Annotated in this window: 23 protein-coding genes and 1 pseudogene; 16 read left to right on the top strand and 8 right to left on the bottom strand. The window is 52.0% G+C overall.

All coding sequences use genetic code 11. The features are described from left to right. Positions 1-72 precede the first annotated feature (72 nt). Positions 73-1,485, top strand: a complete 1,413-nt coding sequence (gene ftsP, locus ACJHYW_RS04880; protein ID WP_000059388.1) for a cell division protein FtsP — start codon at positions 73-75, stop codon at positions 1,483-1,485. Between the two features lie 110 nt (positions 1,486-1,595). Beyond that, on the top strand, positions 1,596-3,815 hold the full coding sequence (locus ACJHYW_RS04875) for a YgiQ family radical SAM protein (RefSeq protein ID WP_410233344.1): 2,220 nt from the start codon (positions 1,596-1,598) through the stop codon (positions 3,813-3,815). Between the two features lie 42 nt (positions 3,816-3,857). Here ACJHYW_RS04875 and yqhH read toward each other — a convergent pair whose 3' ends face one another. The 4 genes from yqhH to yqhD form a co-directional block, all read right to left on the bottom strand. After that, positions 3,858-4,115 (bottom strand): lipoprotein YqhH, encoded by a 258-nt coding sequence (gene yqhH, locus ACJHYW_RS04870; RefSeq protein WP_000848528.1) that lies wholly within the window; start codon positions 4,113-4,115, stop codon positions 3,858-3,860. Between the two features lie 50 nt (positions 4,116-4,165). Next, a complete protein-coding gene (locus ACJHYW_RS04865) occupies positions 4,166-5,092 on the bottom strand; it encodes a YbjP/YqhG family protein (protein WP_000691628.1) in 927 nt (308 codons plus the stop codon). Between the two features lie 199 nt (positions 5,093-5,291). Continuing rightward, entirely contained in the window at positions 5,292-6,119 is an 828-nt protein-coding gene (dkgA, locus tag ACJHYW_RS04860) for a 2,5-didehydrogluconate reductase DkgA (RefSeq protein WP_000013149.1), read from the bottom strand. A gap of 104 nt (positions 6,120-6,223) precedes the next feature. Beyond that, positions 6,224-7,387 carry an alcohol dehydrogenase gene (yqhD, locus tag ACJHYW_RS04855; RefSeq protein ID WP_001058802.1) on the bottom strand — a complete coding sequence of 388 codons (1,164 nt, stop codon included), beginning with the start codon at positions 7,385-7,387 and terminating at the stop codon, positions 6,224-6,226. A 193-nt stretch (positions 7,388-7,580) separates the two neighbouring features. On the opposite strand from yqhD, the gene yqhC reads away from it, so the two are divergent. Continuing rightward, on the top strand, positions 7,581-8,480 hold the full coding sequence (gene yqhC / locus ACJHYW_RS04850) for a DNA-binding transcriptional regulator YqhC (RefSeq protein WP_001298382.1): 900 nt from the start codon (positions 7,581-7,583) through the stop codon (positions 8,478-8,480). A 39-nt stretch (positions 8,481-8,519) separates the two neighbouring features. On the opposite strand, the gene yghB is transcribed toward yqhC, so the two are convergent. Together yghB and metC are read right to left on the bottom strand one after the other, a co-directional pair. Then, positions 8,520-9,179 carry a DedA family general envelope maintenance protein YghB gene (gene yghB / locus ACJHYW_RS04845; RefSeq protein ID WP_000268419.1) on the bottom strand — a complete coding sequence of 220 codons (660 nt, stop codon included), beginning with the start codon at positions 9,177-9,179 and terminating at the stop codon, positions 8,520-8,522. A gap of 139 nt (positions 9,180-9,318) precedes the next feature. After that, positions 9,319-10,506, bottom strand: coding sequence for a cystathionine beta-lyase (gene metC, locus ACJHYW_RS04840; protein ID WP_061092725.1), 1,188 nt, complete (start codon positions 10,504-10,506; stop codon positions 9,319-9,321). 251 nt (positions 10,507-10,757) lie between these two features. Here metC and exbB point away from each other — a divergent pair, with 251 nt between their 5' ends. Next, positions 10,758-11,492 (top strand): tol-pal system-associated acyl-CoA thioesterase, encoded by a 735-nt coding sequence (exbB, locus tag ACJHYW_RS04835; RefSeq protein ID WP_000527844.1) that lies wholly within the window; start codon positions 10,758-10,760, stop codon positions 11,490-11,492. A 6-nt stretch (positions 11,493-11,498) separates the two neighbouring features. After that, positions 11,499-11,924 (top strand): TonB system transport protein ExbD, encoded by a 426-nt coding sequence (gene exbD, locus ACJHYW_RS04830; protein ID WP_001240712.1) that lies wholly within the window; start codon positions 11,499-11,501, stop codon positions 11,922-11,924. Positions 11,925-12,195: 271 nt separating this feature from the next. Here exbD and yghA read toward each other — a convergent pair whose 3' ends face one another. Further along, positions 12,196-13,080: an NADP(+)-dependent aldehyde reductase gene (yghA, locus tag ACJHYW_RS04825; RefSeq protein WP_000018760.1), complete on the bottom strand. Its 885-nt coding sequence runs from the start codon at positions 13,078-13,080 to the stop codon at positions 12,196-12,198. A 190-nt stretch (positions 13,081-13,270) separates the two neighbouring features. Between yghA and ACJHYW_RS04820 the strand changes: the two genes are divergently transcribed. After that, on the top strand, positions 13,271-13,765 hold the full coding sequence (locus ACJHYW_RS04820) for a TIGR00645 family protein (protein ID WP_000439331.1): 495 nt from the start codon (positions 13,271-13,273) through the stop codon (positions 13,763-13,765). A 39-nt stretch (positions 13,766-13,804) separates the two neighbouring features. Here the strand turns inward: ACJHYW_RS04820 and gpr are convergent, their stop codons facing one another. After that, positions 13,805-14,845 carry an L-glyceraldehyde 3-phosphate reductase gene (gpr, locus tag ACJHYW_RS04815; RefSeq protein WP_000262172.1) on the bottom strand — a complete coding sequence of 347 codons (1,041 nt, stop codon included), beginning with the start codon at positions 14,843-14,845 and terminating at the stop codon, positions 13,805-13,807. 156 nt (positions 14,846-15,001) lie between these two features. Here gpr and yghX point away from each other — a divergent pair. The 10 genes and pseudogenes from yghX to hybG all read left to right on the top strand — a co-directional run bounded on the left by yghX (position 15,002) and on the right by hybG (position 23,026). Beyond that, positions 15,002-15,886: pseudogene (yghX, locus tag ACJHYW_RS04810) on the top strand (YghX family hydrolase). Positions 15,887-16,004: 118 nt separating this feature from the next. Further along, complete coding sequence (gene yghW / locus ACJHYW_RS04805) at positions 16,005-16,292, top strand: DUF2623 family protein YghW (RefSeq protein WP_001059136.1); 288 nt, start codon at positions 16,005-16,007, stop codon at positions 16,290-16,292. Between the two features lie 188 nt (positions 16,293-16,480). Then, positions 16,481-17,599: a hydrogenase 2 small subunit gene (hybO, locus tag ACJHYW_RS04800; RefSeq protein ID WP_000145410.1), complete on the top strand. Its 1,119-nt coding sequence runs from the start codon at positions 16,481-16,483 to the stop codon at positions 17,597-17,599. A gap of 2 nt (positions 17,600-17,601) precedes the next feature. Beyond that, complete coding sequence (hybA, locus tag ACJHYW_RS04795; RefSeq protein WP_001081870.1) at positions 17,602-18,588, top strand: hydrogenase 2 operon protein HybA; 987 nt, start codon at positions 17,602-17,604, stop codon at positions 18,586-18,588. Continuing rightward, positions 18,578-19,756: a Ni/Fe-hydrogenase cytochrome b subunit gene (hybB, locus tag ACJHYW_RS04790; RefSeq protein WP_000017703.1), complete on the top strand. Its 1,179-nt coding sequence runs from the start codon at positions 18,578-18,580 to the stop codon at positions 19,754-19,756. The genes hybA and hybB overlap by 11 nt, the downstream gene beginning before the upstream one ends. Then, complete coding sequence (gene hybC, locus ACJHYW_RS04785; RefSeq protein ID WP_000083065.1) at positions 19,753-21,456, top strand: hydrogenase 2 large subunit; 1,704 nt, start codon at positions 19,753-19,755, stop codon at positions 21,454-21,456. Before hybB ends, hybC begins: the two co-directional genes overlap by 4 nt. Continuing rightward, on the top strand, positions 21,456-21,950 hold the full coding sequence (locus ACJHYW_RS04780; RefSeq protein ID WP_001221939.1) for a HyaD/HybD family hydrogenase maturation endopeptidase: 495 nt from the start codon (positions 21,456-21,458) through the stop codon (positions 21,948-21,950). Before hybC ends, ACJHYW_RS04780 begins: the two co-directional genes overlap by 1 nt. Continuing rightward, entirely contained in the window at positions 21,943-22,431 is a 489-nt protein-coding gene (gene hybE / locus ACJHYW_RS04775) for a hydrogenase-2 assembly chaperone (protein ID WP_000134014.1), read from the top strand. The genes ACJHYW_RS04780 and hybE overlap by 8 nt, the downstream gene beginning before the upstream one ends. Next, a complete protein-coding gene (hypA, locus tag ACJHYW_RS04770) occupies positions 22,424-22,765 on the top strand; it encodes a hydrogenase maturation nickel metallochaperone HypA (protein WP_000544953.1) in 342 nt (113 codons plus the stop codon). The genes hybE and hypA overlap by 8 nt, the downstream gene beginning before the upstream one ends. Positions 22,766-22,777: 12 nt before the next feature. After that, complete coding sequence (gene hybG / locus ACJHYW_RS04765) at positions 22,778-23,026, top strand: hydrogenase maturation factor HybG (RefSeq protein ID WP_000334896.1); 249 nt, start codon at positions 22,778-22,780, stop codon at positions 23,024-23,026. Positions 23,027-23,149: the final 123 nt, after the last annotated feature.

The following is a 23,149-nucleotide window of genomic DNA, read 5'->3' as shown; positions in this document are numbered from 1 at the left end:
CGGCAATCTGTATTTTTGCGGGGAACACTTTCCTGCACGGTATTACTTTAGCCAGTTTTACATGGAGCAAATATGTCACTCAGTCGGCGTCAGTTCATTCAGGCATCGGGGATTGCACTTTGTGCAGGCGCTGTTCCCCTGAAGGCCAGCGCAGCCGGGCAACAGCAACCGCTACCCGTTCCGCCGCTACTTGAATCTCGCCGTGGGCAACCGCTGTTTATGACTGTACAACGTGCGCACTGGTCATTTACGCCAGGGACACGCGCGTCGGTCTGGGGAATCAATGGTCGTTACCTGGGGCCGACTATCCGCGTCTGGAAGGGCGACGATGTTAAGCTTATTTACAGCAACCGCCTGACAGAAAATGTCTCAATGACGGTGGCCGGGCTACAGGTACCAGGCCCGCTGATGGGCGGTCCGGCACGGATGATGTCGCCAAACGCTGACTGGGCACCCGTACTGCCCATTCGCCAGAACGCAGCTACTCTGTGGTATCACGCCAATACTCCCAACCGCACGGCTCAGCAGGTCTATAACGGCCTTGCCGGAATGTGGCTGGTGGAAGATGAAGTCAGCAAGTCGCTGCCTATCCCCAACCATTATGGTGTGGATGATTTTCCGGTCATTATCCAGGATAAACGGCTGGATAACTTTGGTACGCCAGAATACAACGAACCGGGAAGCGGCGGCTTTGTTGGTGATACGCTGCTGGTTAACGGTGTACAAAGCCCGTACGTTGAAGTCTCGCGTGGCTGGGTGCGCTTGCGACTGCTGAACGCGTCGAACTCTCGTCGCTATCAACTACAGATGAACGATGGTCGCCCGTTACATGTGATTTCTGGCGATCAGGGATTCCTGCCTGCTCCTGTATCGGTGAAGCAACTTTCGCTGGCACCGGGCGAGCGCCGCGAGATTCTGGTGGATATGAGCAACGGCGATGAAGTGTCGATCACCTGTGGCGAAGCGGCGAGCATTGTTGATCGTATTCGTGGCTTCTTTGAGCCATCCAGTATTCTGGTTTCTACCCTGGTGCTAACGCTGCGCCCAACCGGCCTTCTGCCGCTGGTCACAGACAGTCTTCCGATGCGCTTGCTGCCAACTGAAATCATGGCTGGTTCGCCAATTCGCAGTCGCGATATCAGTCTGGGTGATGACCCGGGTATTAATGGACAGCTGTGGGACGTCAACCGTATTGATGTCACCGCGCAGCAAGGAACGTGGGAACGCTGGACGGTACGCGCGGACGAGCCGCAAGCGTTCCATATTGAAGGCGTAATGTTCCAGATCCGTAACGTGAATGGCGCGATGCCGTTCCCGGAAGACAGAGGCTGGAAAGATACCGTTTGGGTTGACGGACAAGTGGAGCTGCTTGTTTATTTCGGTCAGCCTTCCTGGGCGCACTTCCCGTTCTACTTCAACAGTCAGACGCTGGAAATGGCGGACCGTGGCTCGATTGGGCAACTGTTGGTCAATCCGGTACCGTAATCTTCATACTCGCCCGAGGAGGGCGAGTATGGAATACCTTTCGATTTCTCTTTCGTTCCGGCTTATAATCCCCGGCCTTTGATTATTTTTTTATCATTTCTGGAAGCAAAATGAGCTCTATCTCCCTGATCCAACCGGATCGCGACCTGTTCTCCTGGCCGCAGTACTGGGCCGCCTGTTTTGGACCGGCACCGTTTTTGCCGATGTCTCGTGAAGAGATGGATCAACTTGGCTGGGATAGCTGCGACATCATTTTGGTTACTGGCGACGCGTATGTCGATCACCCAAGCTTCGGGATGGCGATTTGCGGTCGTATGCTGGAAGCGCAGGGCTTTCGCGTCGGGATCATCGCCCAGCCGGACTGGAGCAGCAAAGACGACTTTATGCGTCTGGGTAAACCGAATCTGTTTTTCGGTGTTACTGCTGGCAACATGGATTCGATGATCAACCGTTATACCGCCGATCGCCGTTTACGTCATGACGATGCCTACACGCCGGATAACGTCGCGGGTAAGCGCCCGGATCGCGCCACACTGGTTTATACCCAGCGTTGTAAAGAGGCGTGGAAAGATGTACCGGTGATCCTCGGCGGTATTGAGGCTAGTCTGCGCCGTACCGCGCATTATGATTACTGGTCCGATACCGTGCGCCGTTCCGTGCTGGTGGATTCGAAAGCCGACATGCTGATGTTTGGTAACGGTGAGCGTCCGCTGGTGGAAGTGGCGCATCGTCTGGCGATGGGCGAGCCAATTAGTGAAATCCGCGATGTGCGTAATACCGCGATTATCGTGAAAGAGGCGCTGCCTGGCTGGAGCGGCGTGGATTCCACCCGTCTTGATACCCCTGGAAAAATCGACCCAATCCCGCATCCGTATGGTGAAGATTTGCCGTGCGCGGATAACAAACCGGTGGCACCGAAAAAGCAGGAAGCCAAAGCCGTAACCGTGCAGCCACCGCGCCCGAAACCGTGGGAAAAAACCTACGTGTTGCTGCCTTCTTTCGAGAAAGTGAAGGGCGATAAAGTGCTGTACGCCCATGCTTCGCGTATTCTGCACCACGAAACCAACCCAGGCTGTGCCCGCGCATTGATGCAAAAACACGGCGACCGCTATGTGTGGATCAACCCGCCTGCTATTCCGCTTTCTACCGAAGAGATGGACGGCGTTTTTGCGCTGCCATACAAGCGCGTGCCACATCCGGCCTATGGCAATGCCCGTATTCCGGCTTACGAAATGATCCGTTTTTCGGTCAACATTATGCGTGGCTGCTTTGGCGGCTGCTCTTTCTGTTCTATCACCGAGCACGAAGGGCGCATTATTCAGAGCCGTTCCGAAGATTCGATCATTAATGAGATCGAAGCGATCCGCGACACCGTTCCAGGTTTTACGGGCGTGATTTCCGATCTTGGTGGGCCAACTGCCAACATGTATATGTTGCGCTGCAAATCGCCACGCGCTGAACAAACTTGTCGCCGTTTGTCGTGCGTTTATCCGGATATTTGTCCGCACATGGACACGAACCACGAACCAACGATCAACCTCTATCGCCGTGCGCGTGATCTGAAAGGCATTAAAAAGATCCTGATTGCCTCTGGTGTGCGTTATGACATAGCCGTAGAAGATCCGCGCTATATCAAAGAACTGGCGACCCATCACGTCGGCGGTTATCTGAAGATTGCCCCGGAACATACCGAAGAAGGGCCGTTATCGAAGATGATGAAGCCGGGCATGGGCAGCTATGACCGCTTTAAAGAGCTGTTCGATACTTACTCAAAACAGGCAGGTAAAGAGCAGTATCTGATCCCCTATTTCATCTCCGCGCACCCCGGTACGCGTGATGAAGATATGGTGAATCTGGCGCTGTGGCTGAAAAAGCACCGCTTCCGCCTCGACCAGGTGCAGAACTTCTATCCGTCGCCGCTGGCGAACTCAACCACCATGTATTACACCGGGAAAAACCCGCTGGCGAAGATTGGTTATAAGAGCGAAGACGTCTTCGTACCGAAGGGCGACAAACAGCGTCGTTTGCATAAAGCGTTGTTGCGTTACCACGATCCGGCAAACTGGCCGTTAATCCGCCAGGCGCTGGAAGCGATGGGCAAAAAGCATCTGATTGGCAGCCGTCGCGATTGCTTAGTGCCTGCGCCAACCATTGAAGAGATGCGTGAAGCTCGTCGCCAGAACCGCAATACCCGTCCGGCGTTGACGAAACATACGCCGATGGCGACCCAGCGTCAGACGCCTGCTACGGCAAAAAAAGCGTCGTCTACGCAATCTCGTCCGGTGAATGCTGGTGCGAAGAAACGGCCTAAAGCGGCGGTTGGACGTTAAAAAATATCCCCGGCAACTGACACGCTACCGGGGATTTTTTTATCATTCTGCGTACATACGCAAGCAGCGCAGGCAATCAAAATAGTCCTGAGCATCAAGACGCGTATTGGCTCTGTTAGCTTCGGATTTGGCAGCATAGATTTGTGGGCGTAGTGCTTTCATATCCTGCTCAAGCCGGGCGATTTTGGCATTTAATGTTTGCACATTGCTCGCCAGCTGATTGACCTTTTGCTCATTGACGCAGCCACTGAGCAAGCAGGTTGCCAGAACAACAGCTCCCACGGTGAAAATCGTTTTCATATAGTGTTCCCTTTTATTTATTGTTCCGGCTAATTGTTATTTAATTCAGCTCATTGCTTTAATCTGGCGGCAGTTTTTGCCTCAATCTGCTTAAGTAGGCTGCCGCTGTTCGGGCGGATAAAATCAGCGATTTCCCACTTGCCTTCGCGCCGCTGTAAAACCAGTTCTTGCTCTTCGTTGTTGCCATTGGTCAGCGTAAAACGAACATGAATGCGGGCGGAATCGGCGGTTTTCTCCAGGACTCGAATTTCATCAACGCGTGAAAATAGCGACTCTTCGCCAAAACAGATCGGATTGTCGTAAATAAATTGCCGTTCTATTTGCATATCTTCATCGGGATTATTGGCCGTCTTGAAGGTGGTTTTATAGAAGGCATTAACCGCCTGGCGGTAAGAGTCGGAAACCACCCACGTCCACGGCCAGCTATAATCAGCAATATGTTCAAAGAGTTCGGCAACAAAGGCTTCCGGCTGTTCTTTTTGCAACGAAGCTAAAGCGGCCAGCGTTTTTTCATTCTCGCTATTAACTGCTTGTAAGACGCTGCCATGATTGCTGACAATATCGTCAATGACCCAACGACCATTTTCCGCCACCATTTTCAGTGTCTGCGTGGTCTTTTCTTTATCATCTTTAAAGATACGAAAGCGCACAACGGCATCGGCATGATCGGCGTCAGTTTGGGTTATCGCGACGCTTTCTAGCACCAGATCGCCAAAATCCTGACAATCACAAACCGGATCATAATCCAGCCAGCCAATATTGCCCGGCAGCGTAAGATTGTCGTTCAGGGTAAGCGCCTGTTGAATACGCGCAGAAGTTATCGCCCGCTCTCCGGTTTCACCAAAATAAGAGGCAGTGGCATCTGATTTATAGTTCTGATAAATATGCCGGACTGTTTGTTCTACGGTCTGTGAGGGGGGCTGTGCGTGTACGGTAAAACTTGCCAGGGCTGCTAAAAACAGAAGTATTATTTTCATCTGTTTTTCACCTCTCCGTTGCGTTTATCCCGGATATAGATGAGTTGTTCTTTTAAGAGCTTCCGGCTCTGCATGATGATGTCCTTATATTTGGCATTCCTGAACAAGGAAGAGTAACAACGGGCGGGACGCGAGGGGAATAAATGATTTCTGAAAAGTCCGGTAGCGGAACATTACCGCCACCGGGAGAATTTGCATGTTAGCCGCCGAACTGGTCAGGATCGGGACCGAGACGCTTGCCCTGATCGAGTTTTGCAATTTCGCCGAGTTCGTCTTTGTCGAGACGGAAATCCCAGACATCAAAGTTTTCGGCAATACGTGAAGGTGTGACCGATTTCGGGATCACCACCAGGCCGCTATCCAGATGCCAGCGGATAACAATCTGCGCCGGGGTTTTGCCGTATTTATCTGCCAGATCGCGAATGACTTTCTGATCGAAAACGCCTTTCCCTCCTTGCGCTAATGGGCTCCAGGATTCGGTCTGGATTTTGTGTGTCGCGTTCCAGGCGTGTAGCTGGCGTTGTTGCATCAGCGGATGAAGTTCGATCTGGTTTATCACAGGCGTCACGCCAGTTTCATCAATCAGGCGTTGCAGGTGATGGATCTGGAAGTTGCACACGCCGATGCTTTTGATTAATCCCTCTTTTTGCAATTCGATCATGCCTTTCCATGCTTCGACATAATGGTCGATAGCGGGAACGGGCCAGTGCATTAAGTAGAGGTCGATATAATCAAGCTGGAGTTTTTTCAGGCTGTCGAGCAGGGCTTCGCGGGGGCGCTTGTGGTCGTCGTTCCACAGCTTAGTGGTGATGAACAGTTCTTCTCTGTTGACTGAGGCATTTTTCAGGGCTTTGCCGACACCTTCTTCGTTCTTGTAGGCCGCGGCGGTATCAATCGAGCGATAACCCACTTCTAACGCTTTTTGAATGGCGGTGATTACTTCCTCATTACTTGCTTGCCAGACGCCCAGTCCCAGCTGGGGCATGACATTGCCATCCTGTAGCTTAATAACGGTTGGATTAGCCATACGTTCCTCCTTTATATGAACTCACCGGAGCAGGCTCCGGTGAGGTGTTGTGAACTTAAGTCTGGACGAAATGCCCGAAAACGAAAGTTTGAGGCGTAAAAAGCTTAGCGGGCGGCTTCGTATATACGGCGGCTGACATCCAACGTAATGTCATGATTTTCGCCCAGTTGGGTCATGCCGTGCTCTTCCAGTTTTTTCAGCAAAGCCGGGATGGAGCTGCCGTCCAGACCGTAGTCGGAGAGGTGGGTCGGCACGCCTAATTGCTCAAAGAAATTGCGGGTTGCGGCAATCGCGGCGTCAATACGCTCATCATCGGAACCTTCAGTGATGTTCCAGACGCGTTCAGCATATTGCAGCAGCTTAGCGCGCTTGGTATCGCGTTTTTCATTCCACAGTGCAGGCAGGACGATAGCCAGTGTTTGCGCGTGATCCAGACCGTGCATCGCAGTCAGTTCGTGGCCCAGCATATGCGTTGCCCAGTCCTGCGGTACGCCAGCGCCAATCAAACCGTTCAGCGCCTGAGTCGCCGCCCACATGACGTTGGCGCGCACATCGTAGTTTTCTGGCTCTTTCAGGGCTTTCGGACCATCTTCGATTAGCGTCAGCAAAATGCCTTCTGCGAAACGGTCCTGAATTTTGGCATCAACCGGTTTGGTAACATACTGTTCCACGGTGTGTACAAAGGCGTCCACTACGCCGTTAGCCACCTGACGCGGCGGCAGGGTGTAGGTATAAACCGGATCGAGCACGGCAAATACCGGCTGAACATGGGCAGAATGGAACGCCTGCTTGTCGCCTGTGGTTTTACGGGAGATCACCGCGCCTGCGTTGGATTCTGAACCGGTTGCTGGCAGCGTCAGCACACAGCCCATCGGGATGGCGCTTTTAATCTCTTTACCGCCCGTTTGCAGAATGTGCCACGGATCGATATTTTCCGGATAGTTAGCCGCTGCGGCGATAAATTTGGTGCCGTCCAGTACAGAACCGCCGCCAACCGCCAGCAGGAAAGTCACTTTCTGTTCGCGAACCAGTTTCACGGCGTTCATCAGCGTTTCATAAGCCGGGTTTGGCTCAATACCGCCAAATTCCAGCACGTCCATGCCTTTCAGGGCATCCAGAACTTGATCGAGAACGCCGGTTTTTTTCACGCTGCCGCCGCCGTAGGTAATCAATACGCGAGCATCGTGAGGAATTTGTTCGCGTAAACCAGCGATTGCGCCTTTACCAAACAGAATGCGGGTTGGGGTGTGCAGATTAAAGTTGTTCATTACTTGCTCCCTTTGCTGGGCCAATATGAGGGCAGAGAACGATCTGCCTGATGTTTTTCATTGTGATCGCCAGCGCCCTGGCTCTCAATGCTCATTTCTGCCAATGTCTTGCCTATTTCTCCAGAGTGCTGGAGAAATGCTACAAAATTGCGCACAATCAAATTGCCGCATTATTCCTAAGAAATTACGCGATATGAAACGTGAAGAGATTTGCCGCTTGCTGGCGGATAAAGTTAATAAACTGAAAAATAAAGAAAATAGTTTGTCAGAACTGTTGCCCGATGTGCGTTTGTTGTATGGCGAGACGCCTTTCGCACGTACACCGGTGATGTACGAGCCTGGCATCATAATTCTCTTTTCCGGGCATAAAATCGGTTATATCAATGAACGCGTGTTTCGTTATGATGCCAATGAATACCTGCTGCTGACGGTGCCGTTGCCGTTTGAGTGCGAAACCTATGCCACGTCAGAGGTGCCGTTGGCAGGGTTGCGTCTCAATGTCGATATTTTGCAGTTACAGGAACTGTTGATGGACATTGGCGAAGATGAGCATTTCCAGCCGTCGATGGCAGCCAGCGGGATTAACTCCGCCACGTTATCAGAAGAGATTTTATGCGCGGCGGAGCGGTTACTCGACGTGATGGAGCGACCACTGGATGCGCGTATTCTCGGCAAACAGATCATCCGCGAAATTCTGTACTACGTGCTGACCGGACCTTGCGGCGGCGCGTTACTGGCGCTGGTCAGTCGCCAGACTCACTTCAGTCTGATTAGCCGCGTGCTGAAACGGATTGAGAATAAATACACCGAAAACCTGAGCGTCGAGCAACTGGCGGCAGAAGCCAACATGAGCGTATCGGCGTTCCACCATAATTTTAAGTCTGTCACCAGTACCTCGCCGTTGCAGTATTTGAAGAATTACCGTCTGCATAAGGCGCGGATGATGATCATCCATGACGGCATGAAGGCCAGCGCAGCAGCGATGCGCGTCGGCTATGAAAGCGCATCGCAATTTAGCCGTGAGTTTAAACGTTACTTCGGTGTGACGCCGGGGGAAGATGCGGCAAGAATGCGGGCGATGCAGGGGAATTAAATACGTTCCCGGTACAGCAACCGGGAACGGGGAAAATCGTCAGGCGTTACAGTATTTTTTTTTAATCACCACAAACAGCGTGCCTAACAAGCCAGCGGTTAACAAGGCAATTGGCAGGATCATCAGGAACGTCATTACCTGATCTTCATGGCGTTTAACGAACGGAATCATACTTAAGGCATAGCCAAAACTGGTTACCACGCTGACCCACAGCAATCCACTTAACCAGTTGAAAAACTGGAAGCGGCGGTTTGGCAGACCGGAAATTCCCGCCATGGTTGGCAGCAGCGTACGGACAAATGCAAGAAAACGTCCAGCCAGCAGCGCCAGCAGACCGTGGCGGTCAAACATGCAGGTGGCGCGCTGGTGATATTTAGCAGGAAGCTGTGCCAGCCAGCCTTTCACCGTTTTGGTATTCCCTAACCAGCGCCCCTGAATATAACTTAGCCAGCAGCCCAGACTTGCTGCAGCGGTCAGAATCGCAATCGTAGGCAGAAAATCCATAACCCCCTGGGCAATCAATGCGCCTGCCAGTATCAACAAGCTGTCGCCTGGCAAAAATGAGGCGGGCAGCAGGCCGTTTTCTAAAAACAGCGTGGCAAACATGACAAAGTAAACAACGCTAACAATATGAGGATCCGCCAGCGCGGCAAAGTCGTGTTGCCAGAGCGCAGCGATGATATCTTGAATAACAGCCATGGACTTTCCTGTGGAACAGCGTTTAAGCCTTTATCTGCCTATTGTACTCCTGAATCGTCCGGGACGCCTTGATCCCGGACGCAACAATTTAAGACTTTTCACAATAAAATGTCTGCAAAATTGTCCAAAAGTGGCAATGTTATACAATTCGCGCAAAACCGGCGTCCAGATCGGCAATCAGATCGTCGACATCTTCCAGACCAATATGCAGGCGAATCAAGGTCCCGCTAAAATCGATCTCGCCTTGTGGGCGAATGGCGGCGATATGTTCTGGTTGATTTGCCAGGATCAACGATTCATACCCGCCCCACGAGTAGGCCATGCTGAATAAACTGAAGTTATCCAGATAGTTCGCCAGCTCTTCATTATTGAGTTTTTTCTTAAGCACAAAGGAAAATAGCCCGCTGCTGCCTGTAAAGTCTTGTTTCCAGAATTCGTGACCTTTACTGCCAGGCAGAGCAGGGTGGTTAACTCGCGCAACTTGCGGATGTTCTGCCAGCCATTCAGCCACTTTCAGACTGCTTTCATGATGTTGACGCAAACGCACACCTAATGTGCGCAGGCCACGGCTGGTTATATAGGCGGTATCGGCATCGACCATCTGGCCCATCAGATAGGCATTTTCCCGTAGCTGCTCCCAGCAACGGGCATTGCACACGGCAGTGCCAATCATCGCATCTGAATGCCCAACCAGATATTTGGTGGCGGCTTGAATAGAAACATCGATGCCAAAATCCAGCGCCTTAAACAGCACACCGGCTGCCCAGGTGTTGTCGATCATAATGATGGCATCCGGCACCACACTGCGTACGGCGGCAACAATCGCCGGAACGTCGTGGACTTCCATGGTGATGGAGCCTGGCGATTCCAGAAACACGATTTTAGTGTTTGGCTGCAGATGCTTAACGATATCGGCACCAATCAGCGGATCAAACCATGATGTCGTTACGCCCAGTTTGCTGAGGATTTTGCTACAGAAATCCTGACTCGGTTCATAGGCGGTGTTGGTCATCAACACATGATCGCCCTGTTCGATAAAAGCAAGAATGGAATTAGCAACCGCTGCCGCCCCGCAGGGAAATAGCACGCAGCCTGCGCCACCTTCCAGTTCACACATCGCTTGTTGTAAGGAGAAATGGGTTAACGTTCCGCGCCGTCCATAGAACAACTCTCCATTGGCGCGATTACGTGTCGCGTGTTTTTTGGCTTCTACACTGTCAAAGACCAGCGAAGAAGCGCGCTGAATCACGCTATTTACCGCGCCGAGAGTGTATTTTTTGCTGCGTCCTGCATTCACCAGTTGAGTATCAAGCTTTTTGTCCGCCATGTCGGGATTCCTGTTTTTATACGTCTGGATGTCTAAACTAGCATGAATATTCGCGGGCGCATCCTGAAGAATTGGCATAAAGCAGAAAATTTTCGCAAATGGCGTGCTGGTGACTTTTTTACTGCGTAAACGCAAGGAAAAGAAAGCAAAGGTACGGCAGTATGCAAATAGTAATGAGAACGACTATCAATTCGACGTCGTTTTGATATTATTATGCGCAGATTTTGTGACTTGCGTCCTGGAGATACACAGTGGGTAATAATTTAATGCAGACGGACCTTTCCGTCTGGGGTATGTATCAGCACGCCGATATTGTCGTTAAGTGCGTGATGATTGGGCTTATTTTGGCCTCCGTAGTCACCTGGGCAATCTTCTTCAGTAAGAGCGTAGAGTTCTTCAATCAGAAGCGTCGCCTTAAGCGCGAGCAGCAACTGCTGGCTGAAGCGCGTTCCTTAAACCAGGCCAACGATATCGCCGCTGATTTTGGTAGCAAAAGCTTAAGCCTGCATTTGCTCAATGAAGCGCAGAATGAGCTGGAACTGTCAGAAGGCAGCGACGATAACGAAGGTATTAAAGAACGTACCAGCTTCCGTCTGGAGCGTCGGGTCGCCGCAGTGGGTCGTCAAATGGGCCGCGGTAACGGCTATCTGGCAACCATCGGCGCGATTTCTCCGTTCGTTGGTCTGTTTGGTACGGTCTGGGGCATCATGAACAGCTTTATTGGTATCGCGCAAACGCAGACCACTAACCTGGCAGTCGTTGCGCCGGGTATCGCAGAAGCTCTGTTAGCAACGGCAATCGGCCTCGTGGCAGCGATTCCTGCGGTCGTTATCTATAACGTATTTGCACGCCAGATTGGCGGCTTTAAAGCGATGCTGGGTGATGTTGCAGCGCAGGTATTGTTGCTGCAAAGCCGTGACCTGGATCTGGAAGCCAGCGCCGCTGCGCATCCGGTTCGTGTCGCACAAAAATTACGCGCAGGATAATATCCGATGGCAATGCATCTTAACGAAAACCTCGACGATAACGGCGAAATGCATGATATCAACGTGACGCCGTTTATCGACGTGATGTTGGTTCTGCTGATTATCTTTATGGTGGCGGCACCGTTAGCGACGGTAGATGTGAAGGTGAACTTGCCTGCTTCTACCAGCACGCCGCAGCCGCGCCCGGAAAAACCGGTTTATCTGTCGGTGAAGGCAGACAACTCGATGTTTATCGGTAACGATCCGGTCACCGATGAAACAATGATTACGGCGTTGAATGCGTTAACCGAAGGCAAGAAAGACACCACCATCTTCTTCCGAGCGGACAAAACCGTCGATTACGAGACGTTGATGAAGGTAATGGATACGCTGCATCAGGCGGGTTACCTGAAGATAGGTCTGGTCGGCGAAGAAACCGCCAAAGCGAAGTAAAGTAGAATTGCCTGATGCGCTACGCTCATCAGGCCTACAAAATCTATTGCAACATGTTGAATCTTCGTGCGTTTGTAGGCCGGATAAGGCGTTCACGACGCATCCGGCATTAGGTGCTCAATGCCTGATGCGCTACGCTTATCAGGCCTACAAAATCTATTGCAACATGTTGAATCTTCATGCGTTTGTAGGCGGATAAGGCGTTTTCGCCACATCAGGTAAGAGTGAATTCACAATGATGCCCGGTTGCTTTTCACAACCGGGCATTTTTTTAACCTAAATGCTCGCCGCCGCACACGCCGTGCACTTCTGCGGTGACGTAGCTCGACTCCTGACTTGCCAGATAAACATATACAGGGGCCAGTTCCGCCGGTTGCCCCGCACGTTTCATCGGCGTTTGCTGACCAAACTGCGGGATCTTATCCTGCGTTTGTCCGCCGGAAATTTGCAGTGCTGTCCAGATCGGGCCTGGCGCGACAATATTCACCCGAATACCTTTCTCCGCGACCTGTTTTGCCAAGCCACGGCTGTAGTTCAGAATCGCCGCCTTCGTAGCCGCATAGTCCAGTAAATGCGGACTTGGCTGGTATGCCTGGATTGACGAAGTGGTGATGATACTTGCACCTTTCGGTAGCAGGGGGATCGCTTCCTGGGTTAGCCAGAACAGCGCGAAAACGTTAATGGCAAAGGTCTTTTGAAACTGTTCGCTGGTGAGGTCTGCAATATCCGGAATGGCAACCTGTTTCCCGGCGACCAGCGCCATAATATCCAGCCCGCCTAACGCCTTGTGCGCTTCGTGAACCAGCGAACGGGCAAATTTCTCATCGCTTAAATCGCCTGGCAGCAGAACGGCTTTGCGTCCGCATTCTTCAATGATCTTTTTCACATCCTGAGCGTCTTCTTCTTCCACGGGAAGATAACTGATCGCCACGTCAGCCCCTTCACGCGCGTAAGCGATGGCGGCAGCGCGACCTATTCCGGAATCGCCCCCTGTCACCAGTGCTTTACGATCTTTCAGGCGACCGCTACCAACATAGGTTTTCTCGCCGCAATCCGGTACCGGTGTCATCTTCGCCTGGATGCCTGGCGTCGGTTGTTTCTGTTTGGGATATTCACCAGTGTAATACTGCGTGGTCGGGTCTTTTAAATGAGACATCGTTTTTCTCCCTTCAGGTTCAACGTCCTTTAAGGGTAGACGTTCTCGATGCGTTGATAAGGGAACCAGGAAGATCCCTAAACCTCAGAATTATGCGACAAAGGTTTAACGTATATGTTGATTTGCTGTTGCGTGCTGTTTACTCAATTGCGATATACTGTTGCCCGTTTTAACTACACGACAGGAATGTATGGAACGTTTTCTTGAAAATGCAATGTATGCTTCTCGCTGGCTGCTTGCCCCCGTGTACTTTGGCCTTTCGCTGGCGTTAGTTGCCCTGGCGCTGAAGTTCTTCCAGGAGATTATTCACGTACTGCCGAATATCTTCTCGATGGCGGAATCAGATTTGATCCTCGTGTTGCTGTCGCTGGTGGATATGACGCTGGTTGGCGGTTTGCTGGTGATGGTGATGTTTTCCGGTTATGAGAATTTCGTCTCACAGCTGGATATCTCCGAGAACAAAGAGAAGCTGAACTGGCTGGGGAAAATGGACGCAACGTCGCTGAAAAACAAAGTAGCAGCGTCGATTGTGGCAATTTCTTCCATTCACTTACTGCGCGTCTTTATGGATGCGAAAAATGTCCCGGATAACAAACTGATGTGGTACGTCATTATCCATCTGACGTTTGTGCTTTCTGCATTTGTGATGGGCTATCTTGACCGACTGACTCGTCATAATCACTGATCTGATTCGGGCGCGGTTCGCGCGCCCGTTATTAACAGGTCATTTATCGGAAGACGCCTGCCACAGATTCAGCTCGCCATCGGCGATATGCTGATCAATCTGCGCCAGCTCCTTGGTGCTAAATGTCAGATTATTCAGCGCCTGCACGTTCTCCTCTAGTTGCTCCGCGCGGCTGGCACCAATCAATACCGACGTCACGCGATCATCTTTCAGCAACCAGCTTAACGCCATTTGCGCCATTGATTGTCCACGCTGCTGTGCCATTTCATTCAATAAGCGCAGGCTGTTGAGGTTGGCTTCGGTAAGCATTTTCGGTGTCAGACCACGAACTTTATTCCCTTCACGATGCATCCGTGAATCTTGCGGAATGCCGTTGAGATATTTTCCGGTCAGCAATCCCTGAGCCAGAGGAGTAAAGGCAATACAGCCCACGCCGTTATTTTGCAGGGTATCCAGCAGGCCGCTTTTATCCACCCAGCGGTTCAGTAAATTGTACGAAGGTTGATGAATTAACAGCGGAATTTTCCACTCGCGCAGCAACTCGACCATTTTTTGCGTCCGCTCTGGCGAGTAAGAGGAGATCCCGACATACAGCGCCTTACCGCTTTGTACCGCATGAGCCAGCGCAGAGGCGGTTTCTTCCATCGGCGTATTTTCATCGACGCGATGAGAGTAAAAGATATCGACATACTCAAGCCCCATACGCTTCAGGCTTTGGTCGAGGCTGGCGAGCAGGTATTTACGTGAACCGCCAGAGCCGTAAGGGCCGGGCCACATATCGTAGCCAGCCTTGGTAGAGATAATCAGTTCATCGCGATAAGCGGCAAAATCCTCCCGCAGCAGGCGACCAAAGTTCTCTTCTGCGCTTCCTGGAGGCGGCCCGTAATTGTTGGCTAAATCAAAGTGCGTAATGCCCAAATCAAACGCTTTACGCAGGATCGCACGCTGTGATTCCAGCGCGTTAACGTGACCGAAATTGTGCCATAAACCGAGCGATAACGCGGGCAGGCGTAAACCACTTTTTCCGCAATAGCGGTATTGCATCTGCCCGTAACGTTCGGGATTCGCTAACCAGACCATGACCTCTCCTTTCCACCGTTCAATTTCGAAACAATGTTTCTAGTTTAGCGATTCGCCAGCGCGTATCCCGTAGTCTGGCTCACAGAGTGACGAAAAACTGGGCAAAAACACGTGCTTATGCTTTGCTTAAAAAAACACCAACTGAGGAGTGCAACGATGCCGCGTTTAACCGCCAAAGATTTCCCACAAGAGTTGCTGGATTACTATGACTATTACGCTCACGGGAAAATCTCGAAACGTGAGTTCCTCAACCTTGCGGCGAAGTGCAGTAGGCGGGATGACGGCATTAGCGTTGTTTGATTTGCTCAAGCCAAATTATGCGCTGGCGACACAGGTAGAGTTTACCGACCCGGAAATTGTTGCTGAGTACATCACGTATCCTTCGCCAAATGGTCACGGCGAGGTGCGGGGTTATCTGGTGAAGCCCGCAAAGATGAGCGGCAAAACGCCAGCCGTAGTGGTGGTGCATGAGAATCGTGGACTGAATCCGTATATCGAAGATGTGGCACGGCGAGTGGCGAAGGCGGGGTATATCGCCCTGGCACCTGACGGCTTAAGTTCCGTTGGAGGTTATCCGGGAAATGATGATAAAGGTCGTGAGCTGCAACAGCAGGTTGATCCAACAAACTGATGAATGATTTCTTTGCCGCAATTGAGTTTATGCAACGCTATCCGCAAGCGACAGGCAAAGTGGGTATTACCGGATTTTGCTATGGCGGTGGCGTATCGAACGCGGCGGCTGTCGCGTATCCGGAACTGGCCTGCGCGGTGCCGTTTTATGGTCGTCAGGCACCCACTGCCGATGTGGCGAAGATTGAAGCGCCTTTACTACTCCACTTCGCGGAACTGGACACCCGAATCAACGAGGGCTGGCCTGCTTACGAGGCGGCGTTGAAAGCCAATAATAAGGTTTATGAGGCGTATATCTATCCGGGGGTTAATCACGGATTCCATAATGATTCCACGCCCCGTTATGACAAATCTGCCGCCGATCTTGCCTGGCAAAGGACACTGAAATGGTTCGATAAATATCTCTCCTGATAGGTTTATCTCTTACGGGATTACGTCTTAAACAAGCATGAAAAAATAGCGTGCGCAAAAGTCGTTCTTTGCCTAAAATATCGCTATATATGACAATATATAGCGAATGAGGTGAACGATGAATAACCATTTTGGTAAAGGCTTAATGGCGGGATTAAAAGCAACGCATGCCGACAGTGCGGTTAATGTGACAAAATTCTGTGCCGATTATAAACGCGGTTTTGTATTAGGCTACTCACACCGGATGTACGAAAAGACCGGAGATCGCCAGCTTAGCGCCTGGGAAGCGGGTATTCTGACGCGCCGCTATGGACTGGATAAAGAGATGGTAATGGATTTCTTTCGTGAGAATAATTCCTGTTCTACGTTGCGCTTTTTTATGGCCGGTTATCGCCTCGAAAATTGATCAAACATACGTATTATCTTGCTTTAATTAATTACACTAATGCTTCTTCCCTTCGTTTTAGCGCCCCGCCGCAGTATCATGATATCGATAACCATAATAAATGTGTGGTAAATGGCGCATCGATCGCATTATTGATTTTGCGATTGAGGCAAAATATATGCCAGGTCTTCGCAACGGAATAACTATAAATGACTGGAGATAACACCCTCATCCATTCTCACGGCATTAACCGTCGTGATTTCATGAAGCTTTGTGCAGCATTAGCCGCCACCATGGGGTTAAGTAGCAAAGCCGCTGCAGAGATGGCCGAATCGGTTACTAACCCGCAGCGTCCGCCAGTTATCTGGATTGGCGCGCAGGAGTGCACCGGTTGTACGGAATCTCTGCTTCGTGCAACGCATCCAACGGTAGAAAACCTCGTACTGGAGACTATCTCTCTGGAGTATCACGAAGTGCTTTCCGCCGCCTTCGGTCATCAGGTCGAAGAGAACAAACATAACGCTCTCGAGAAGTACAAAGGGCAGTATGTGTTAGTGGTGGATGGTTCCATCCCATTAAAAGATAACGGTATTTATTGCATGGTTGCCGGTGAGCCGATTGTGGATCACATCCGCAAAGCGGCGGAAGGCGCAGCAGCCATTATCGCTATCGGTTCCTGCTCTGCGTGGGGCGGTGTTGCCGCAGCTGGAGTTAACCCAACTGGCGCAGTCAGCCTGCAAGAAGTTCTGCCAGGCAAAACCGTTATCAATATTCCGGGCTGCCCGCCGAACCCGCACAACTTCCTCGCGACCGTTGCGCACATCATCACTTACGGCAAACCGCCGAAACTGGATGACAAAAACCGTCCGACCTTCGCCTATGGCCGTCTGATTCACGAACACTGCGAACGTCGCCCGCACTTCGATGCTGGTCGTTTTGCCAAAGAGTTCGGTGATGAAGGCCACCGCGAAGGCTGGTGCCTGTACCACCTCGGCTGTAAAGGGCCAGAAACTTACGGCAACTGCTCAACGCTGCAATTCTGCGATGTTGGCGGTGTGTGGCCGGTGGCGATTGGTCACCCGTGCTATGGCTGTAACGAAGAAGGTATCGGCTTCCATAAAGGCATCCATCAGCTTGCCAACGTCGAAAATCAAACTCCGCGTTCACAGAAACCGGATGTTAACGCTAAAGAGGGCGGCAACGTCTCTGCAGGCGCTATTGGTTTGCTCGGCGGTGTGGTTGGGTTGGTTGCCGGTGTCAGCGTGATGGCGGTGCGTGAACTGGGTCGTCAGCAAAAGAAAGATAACGCTGACTCACGGGGAGAATAACCGTGAACAGACGTAATTTTATTAAAGCAGCCTCCTGCGGGGCATTGCTGACGGGCGCGCTGCCGTCTGTCAGTCATGCGGCTGCTGAAAACCGCCCGCCAATTCCGGGATCGCTGGGGATGTTGTACGACTCGACCTTGTGCGTAGGCTGCCAGGCTTGCGTCACCAAGTGTCAGGATATCAATTTCCCTGAACGTAACCCGCAAGGGGAACAGACCTGGTCGAACAACGACAAACTGTCGCCGTATACCAATAACATCATTCAGGTGTGGACCAGCGGCACAGGGGTCAACAAAGACCAGGAGGAGAACGGCTACGCGTACATTAAGAAACAGTGTATGCACTGCGTCGATCCGAACTGTGTCTCTGTGTGCCCGGTCTCTGCACTGAAAAAAGATCCGAAAACCGGCATTGTCCATTACGACAAAGATGTGTGCACCGGCTGCCGTTACTGCATGGTCGCCTGTCCGTACAACGTGCCGAAGTACGACTACAACAACCCGTTTGGTGCGCTGCATAAGTGCGAGCTGTGCAACCAGAAAGGTGTGGAACGTCTCGATAAAGGCGGTCTACCTGGCTGCGTAGAAGTGTGCCCGGCGGGCGCGGTGATTTTCGGTACGCGTGAAGAGCTGATGGCGGAGGCGAAAAAACGTCTGGCGCTGAAGCCTGGCAGCGAATACCACTATCCGCGTCAGACGCTGAAATCTGGCGACACTTACCTGCATACGGTGCCGAAATATTATCCGCATCTGTACGGCGAGAAAGAGGGCGGCGGTACTCAGGTTCTGGTACTGACGGGTGTGCCTTATGAAAATCTCGACCTGCCGAAACTGGACGATCTTTCTACCGGTGCGCGTTCCGAAAATATTCAACACACCCTGTATAAAGGCATGATGCTACCACTGGCTGTGCTGGCGGGCTTAACCGTGCTGGTTCGTCGCAACACCAAAAACGACCATCACGACGGAGGAGACGATCATGAGTCATGATCCACAACCGCTGGGCGGCAAAATCATCAGTAAACCGGTCATGATTTTTGGACCGTTAATCGTCATCTGTATGCTCCTGATTGTGAAGCGTCTGGTGTTCGGTCTGGGCTCTGTCTCTGACCTGAACGGCGGCTTCCCGTGGGGCGTGTGGATCGCGTTTGACCTGCTGATTGGCACCGGCTTTGCCTGTGGCGGCTGGGCGCTGGCGTGGGCGGTATACGTCTTTAACCGTGGGCAATACCATCCGCTGGTGCGTCCGGCGCTGTTGGCGAGTCTGTTTGGTTACTCACTGGGTGGCTTGTCGATCACTATCGACGTGGGTCGCTACTGGAACCTGCCGTACTTCTACATTCCGGGTCACTTCAACGTGAACTCGGTACTGTTCGAGACGGCGGTCTGTATGACCATCTATATCGGCGTGATGGCACTGGAGTTTGCTCCGGCACTGTTTGAACGTCTGGGGTGGAAGGTGTCGCTACAGCGACTAAATAAGGTGATGTTCTTCATCATCGCGCTCGGTGCGCTGCTGCCGACCATGCACCAGTCTTCAATGGGGTCGCTGATGATCTCGGCGGGCTACAAGGTGCATCCGTTGTGGCAGAGCTATGAAATGTTGCCGCTGTTCTCGCTGCTGACGGCGTTCATCATGGGCTTCTCGATTGTCATCTTTGAAGGTTCGCTGGTGCAGGCGGGTCTGCGTGGCAACGGTCCGGATGAAAAGAGTCTGTTTGTTAAGCTGACCAACACCATCAGTGTGTTGCTGGCGATTTTCATCGTGCTGCGCTTTGGCGAGCTTATCTATCGCGACAAGCTGTCGTTAGCGTTTGCCGGTGACTTCTACTCCGTGATGTTCTGGATTGAAGTCCTGCTGATGCTCTTCCCGCTGGTCGTTCTGCGTGTGGCGAAGCTGCGTAATGATTCCCGCATGCTGTTCCTGTCAGCACTGAGCGCACTGTTAGGTTGTGCAACCTGGCGTCTGACCTATTCGCTGGTGGCATTCAACCCGGGCGGCGGTTACGCCTACTTCCCGACCTGGGAAGAACTGTTGATTTCTATTGGTTTTGTGGCTATTGAGATTTGCGCTTACATCGTACTCATTCGTCTACTGCCGATACTTCCTCCTTTAAAACAAAACGATCATAATCGTCATGAGGCGAGCAAAGCATGAGCCAGAGAATTACTATTGATCCGGTAACCCGTATTGAGGGGCATTTACGCATCGATTGCGAAATCGAAAATGGCGTCGTTTCGAAAGCATGGGCTTCCGGTACCATGTGGCGCGGCATGGAAGAGATCGTGAAAAACCGCGATCCGCGCGATGCATGGATGATTGTGCAACGTATCTGTGGCGTATGTACTACCACTCACGCGCTGTCTTCCGTTCGTGCGGCAGAAAGTGCGCTGAATATCGACGTTCCGGTTAACGCGCAATACATCCGTAACATCATTCTGGCTGCGCACACCACGCATGACCATATTGTTCATTTCTATCAGCTTTCGGCGCTGGACTGGGTGGACATCACTTCTGCACTGCAAGCTGACCCAACCAAAGCCTCCGAAATGCTGAAAGGCGTTTCGACCTGGCACCTGAACAGTCCGGAAGAGTTCACCAAAGTTCAGAACAAGATCAAAGATCTGGTTGCCAGCGGTCAGTTGGGTATTTTCGCTAATGGCTACTGGGGTCATCCGGCGATGAAACTGCCGCCGGAAGTGAACCTGATTGCGGTAGCGCACTACCTGCAAGCGTTGGAGTGCCAGCGTGACGCTAACCGCGTCGTGGCGCTGCTGGGCGGTAAAACGCCGCACATTCAGAACCTGGCGGTAGGTGGTGTCGCGAACCCGATCAACCTCGACGGTTTGGGCGTGCTGAACCTTGAGCGCCTGATGTACATCAAGTCTTTCATCGACAAACTGAGCGACTTTGTTGAGCAGGTTTATAAGGTTGATACCGCAGTTATTGCCGCGTTCTACCCGGAATGGCTGACACGCGGTAAAGGTGCGGTGAACTACCTGAGCGTGCCGGAATTCCCGACCGACAGTAAAAACGGCAGCTTCCTGTTCCCGGGCGGCTACATTGAGAATGCGGATCTGTCCTCGTATCGTCCGATCACTTCTCATTCCGATGAATACCTGATCAAAGGCATTCAGGAAAGCGCGAAGCACTCCTGGTATAAAGACGAAGCGCCGCAGGCACCGTGGGAAGGCACCACCATTCCGGCTTATGATGGTTGGTCTGACGACGGGAAATATTCCTGGGTGAAATCACCGACTTTCTACGGCAAAACGGTAGAAGTGGGGCCACTGGCTAATATGCTGGTGAAACTGGCGGCAGGTCGCGAATCTACCCAGAACAAACTGAATGAAATCGTTGCGATTTATCAGAAACTGACTGGCAACACGCTGGAAGTGGCACAGCTGCACTCCACGCTGGGCCGTATTATTGGTCGTACCGTTCACTGCTGTGAATTGCAGGATATCCTGCAAAACCAATACAGTGCACTGATCACCAATATCGGCAAAGGCGATCACACCACCTTTGTGAAGCCGAACATTCCGGCAACGGGTGAATTCAAAGGTGTTGGCTTCCTCGAAGCGCCGCGCGGTATGCTCTCTCACTGGATGGTTATTAAAGACGGTATCATCAGCAACTACCAGGCGGTTGTTCCATCAACCTGGAACTCTGGTCCGCGTAACTTCAATGATGACGTCGGTCCTTACGAGCAGTCGCTGGTGGGTACACCGGTTGCCGATCCGAATAAACCGCTGGAAGTGGTGCGTACCATTCACTCCTTTGACCCGTGCATGGCCTGTGCGGTACACGTAGTGGATGCTGACGGCAACGAAGTGGTTTCAGTGAAGGTTCTGTAATGCGTATTTTAGTCTTAGGGGTCGGCAATATTTTGCTGACCGATGAAGCCATCGGTGTGCGGATTGTCGAAGCGTTAGAGCAACGATACATTCTGCCGGATTATGTTGAGATCCTCGATGGCGGCACGGCGGGAATGGAGCTGCTTGGCGACATGGCAAATCGCGATCATTTGATTATTGCGGATGCCATTGTCTCGAAAAAGAACGCGCCGGGAACGATGATGATCCTGCGGGATGAAGAAGTTCCGGCGTTGTTTACCAACAAAATCTCTCCGCATCAGCTTGGCCTGGCCGACGTCTTGTCGGCCCTGCGCTTCACCGGCGAGTTTCCGAAAAAGCTGACCCTGGTCGGCGTGATCCCGGAATCGCTGGAGCCACACATCGGCTTAACGCCGACGGTTGAAGCAATGATTGAACCTGCGCTTGAGCAGGTTCTGGCTGCGCTGCGTGAATCTGGCGTGGAAGCCATCCCACGGGAGGCGATTCATGACTGAAGAGATAGCAGGTTTCCAGACCTCCCCGAAGGCGCAAGTACAGGCAGCGTTTGAAGAAATTGCCCGGCGTTCGATGCACGATCTCTCTTTTCTGCATCCTTCAATGCCGGTGTATGTTTCTGATTTTACGCTGTTCGAAGGTCAGTGGACGGGGTGTGTGATCACCCCGTGGATGCTGAGTGCAGTTATCTTCCCCGGCCCGGATCAACTCTGGCCGCTGCGCAAAGTGAGTGAAAAAATTGGTCTGCAACTGCCGTATGGCACTATGACCTTTACCGTTGGCGAACTGGACGGTGTTTCGCAATATCTCTCCTGTTCGCTGATGTCGCCGCTTTCGCACAGCATGTCGATTGAAGAGGGCCAACGCCTGACGGATGACTGCGCACGAATGATCCTTTCGCTGCCAGTCACGAATCCGGATGTACCACACGCAGGGCGTCGCGCCCTGCTGTTTGGTCGCAGGAGTGGCGAAAATGCATGAGTTGTCTCTTTGCCAGAGCGCCGTTGAAATTATCCAACGGCAGGCGGAGCAGCACGATGTTAAGCGCGTCACCGCCGTGTGGCTGGAAATTGGCGCGCTCTCCTGCGTTGAGGAGAGCGCCGTCCGTTTTAGTTTTGAAATTGTCTGCCACGGAACGGTGGCGCAAGGGTGCGATTTACATATCGTCTATAAACCCGCCCAGGCTTGGTGCTGGGATTGCAGCCAGGTGGTGGAGATTCATCAGCACGATGCGCAGTGTCCGCTCTGTCACGGCGAGCGGTTGCGTGTCGATACCGGCGATTCGCTGATCGTCAAAAGTATTGAAGTTGAATAACCGGAGTTAATAATGTGTATTGGCGTTCCAGGCCAGGTGCTGGCTGTCGGTGAAGATATTCACCAGCTTGCGCAGGTTGAAGTATGTGGTATCAAGCGCGATGTGAATATCGCCCTGATTTGTGAAGGTAACCCTGCCGATCTACTGGGCCAGTGGGTGCTGGTACACGTCGGATTTGCCATGAGCATCATCGACGAAGATGAAGCCAAAGCCACATTAGACGCACTGCGCCAAATGGATTACGACATTACCAGCGCGTGATGATTAGCTTTCGTAGATACTGTTATGGCCTGCAAGTTTTTTCCTGGTCCGGTTTCCCGGATTGCAGGCATGCCAGACACAGCGCCGTCAGGCGCTGTTGTTTCATCCCTTCCGCGATTTTTA

It is taken from the genome of Escherichia sp. WS3063, from assembly GCF_046486595.1.
GTDB lineage: Bacteria > Pseudomonadota > Gammaproteobacteria > Enterobacterales > Enterobacteriaceae > Escherichia > Escherichia coli.
Note: the sequence above shows the minus strand (reverse complement) of the source record. Positions and strands in the feature narration are given on the sequence as shown.

Bases quoted from the DNA above. Each gene is read 5' to 3' on its own strand.
- ftsP (WP_000059388.1), top strand. From the start codon at position 73: ATGTCACTCAGTCGGCGTCAGTTCATTCAGGCATCGGGGATTGCACTT.
- ACJHYW_RS04875 (WP_410233344.1), top strand. From the start codon at position 1,596: ATGAGCTCTATCTCCCTGATCCAACCGGATCGCGACCTGTTCTCCTGG.
- yqhH (WP_000848528.1), bottom strand. From the start codon at position 4,115: ATGAAAACGATTTTCACCGTGGGAGCTGTTGTTCTGGCAACCTGCTTG.
- ACJHYW_RS04865 (WP_000691628.1), bottom strand. From the start codon at position 5,092: ATGAAAATAATACTTCTGTTTTTAGCAGCCCTGGCAAGTTTTACCGTA.
- dkgA (WP_000013149.1), bottom strand. From the start codon at position 6,119: ATGGCTAATCCAACCGTTATTAAGCTACAGGATGGCAATGTCATGCCC.
- yqhD (WP_001058802.1), bottom strand. From the start codon at position 7,387: ATGAACAACTTTAATCTGCACACCCCAACCCGCATTCTGTTTGGTAAA.
- yqhC (WP_001298382.1), top strand. From the start codon at position 7,581: ATGAAACGTGAAGAGATTTGCCGCTTGCTGGCGGATAAAGTTAATAAA.
- yghB (WP_000268419.1), bottom strand. From the start codon at position 9,179: ATGGCTGTTATTCAAGATATCATCGCTGCGCTCTGGCAACACGACTTT.
- metC (WP_061092725.1), bottom strand. From the start codon at position 10,506: ATGGCGGACAAAAAGCTTGATACTCAACTGGTGAATGCAGGACGCAGC.
- exbD (WP_001240712.1), top strand. From the start codon at position 11,499: ATGGCAATGCATCTTAACGAAAACCTCGACGATAACGGCGAAATGCAT.
- yghA (WP_000018760.1), bottom strand. From the start codon at position 13,080: ATGTCTCATTTAAAAGACCCGACCACGCAGTATTACACTGGTGAATAT.
- ACJHYW_RS04820 (WP_000439331.1), top strand. From the start codon at position 13,271: ATGGAACGTTTTCTTGAAAATGCAATGTATGCTTCTCGCTGGCTGCTT.
- gpr (WP_000262172.1), bottom strand. From the start codon at position 14,845: ATGGTCTGGTTAGCGAATCCCGAACGTTACGGGCAGATGCAATACCGC.
- yghW (WP_001059136.1), top strand. From the start codon at position 16,005: ATGAATAACCATTTTGGTAAAGGCTTAATGGCGGGATTAAAAGCAACG.
- hybO (WP_000145410.1), top strand. From the start codon at position 16,481: ATGACTGGAGATAACACCCTCATCCATTCTCACGGCATTAACCGTCGT.
- hybB (WP_000017703.1), top strand. From the start codon at position 18,578: ATGAGTCATGATCCACAACCGCTGGGCGGCAAAATCATCAGTAAACCG.
- hybC (WP_000083065.1), top strand. From the start codon at position 19,753: ATGAGCCAGAGAATTACTATTGATCCGGTAACCCGTATTGAGGGGCAT.
- ACJHYW_RS04780 (WP_001221939.1), top strand. From the start codon at position 21,456: ATGCGTATTTTAGTCTTAGGGGTCGGCAATATTTTGCTGACCGATGAA.
- hybE (WP_000134014.1), top strand. From the start codon at position 21,943: ATGACTGAAGAGATAGCAGGTTTCCAGACCTCCCCGAAGGCGCAAGTA.
- hypA (WP_000544953.1), top strand. From the start codon at position 22,424: ATGCATGAGTTGTCTCTTTGCCAGAGCGCCGTTGAAATTATCCAACGG.
- hybG (WP_000334896.1), top strand. From the start codon at position 22,778: ATGTGTATTGGCGTTCCAGGCCAGGTGCTGGCTGTCGGTGAAGATATT.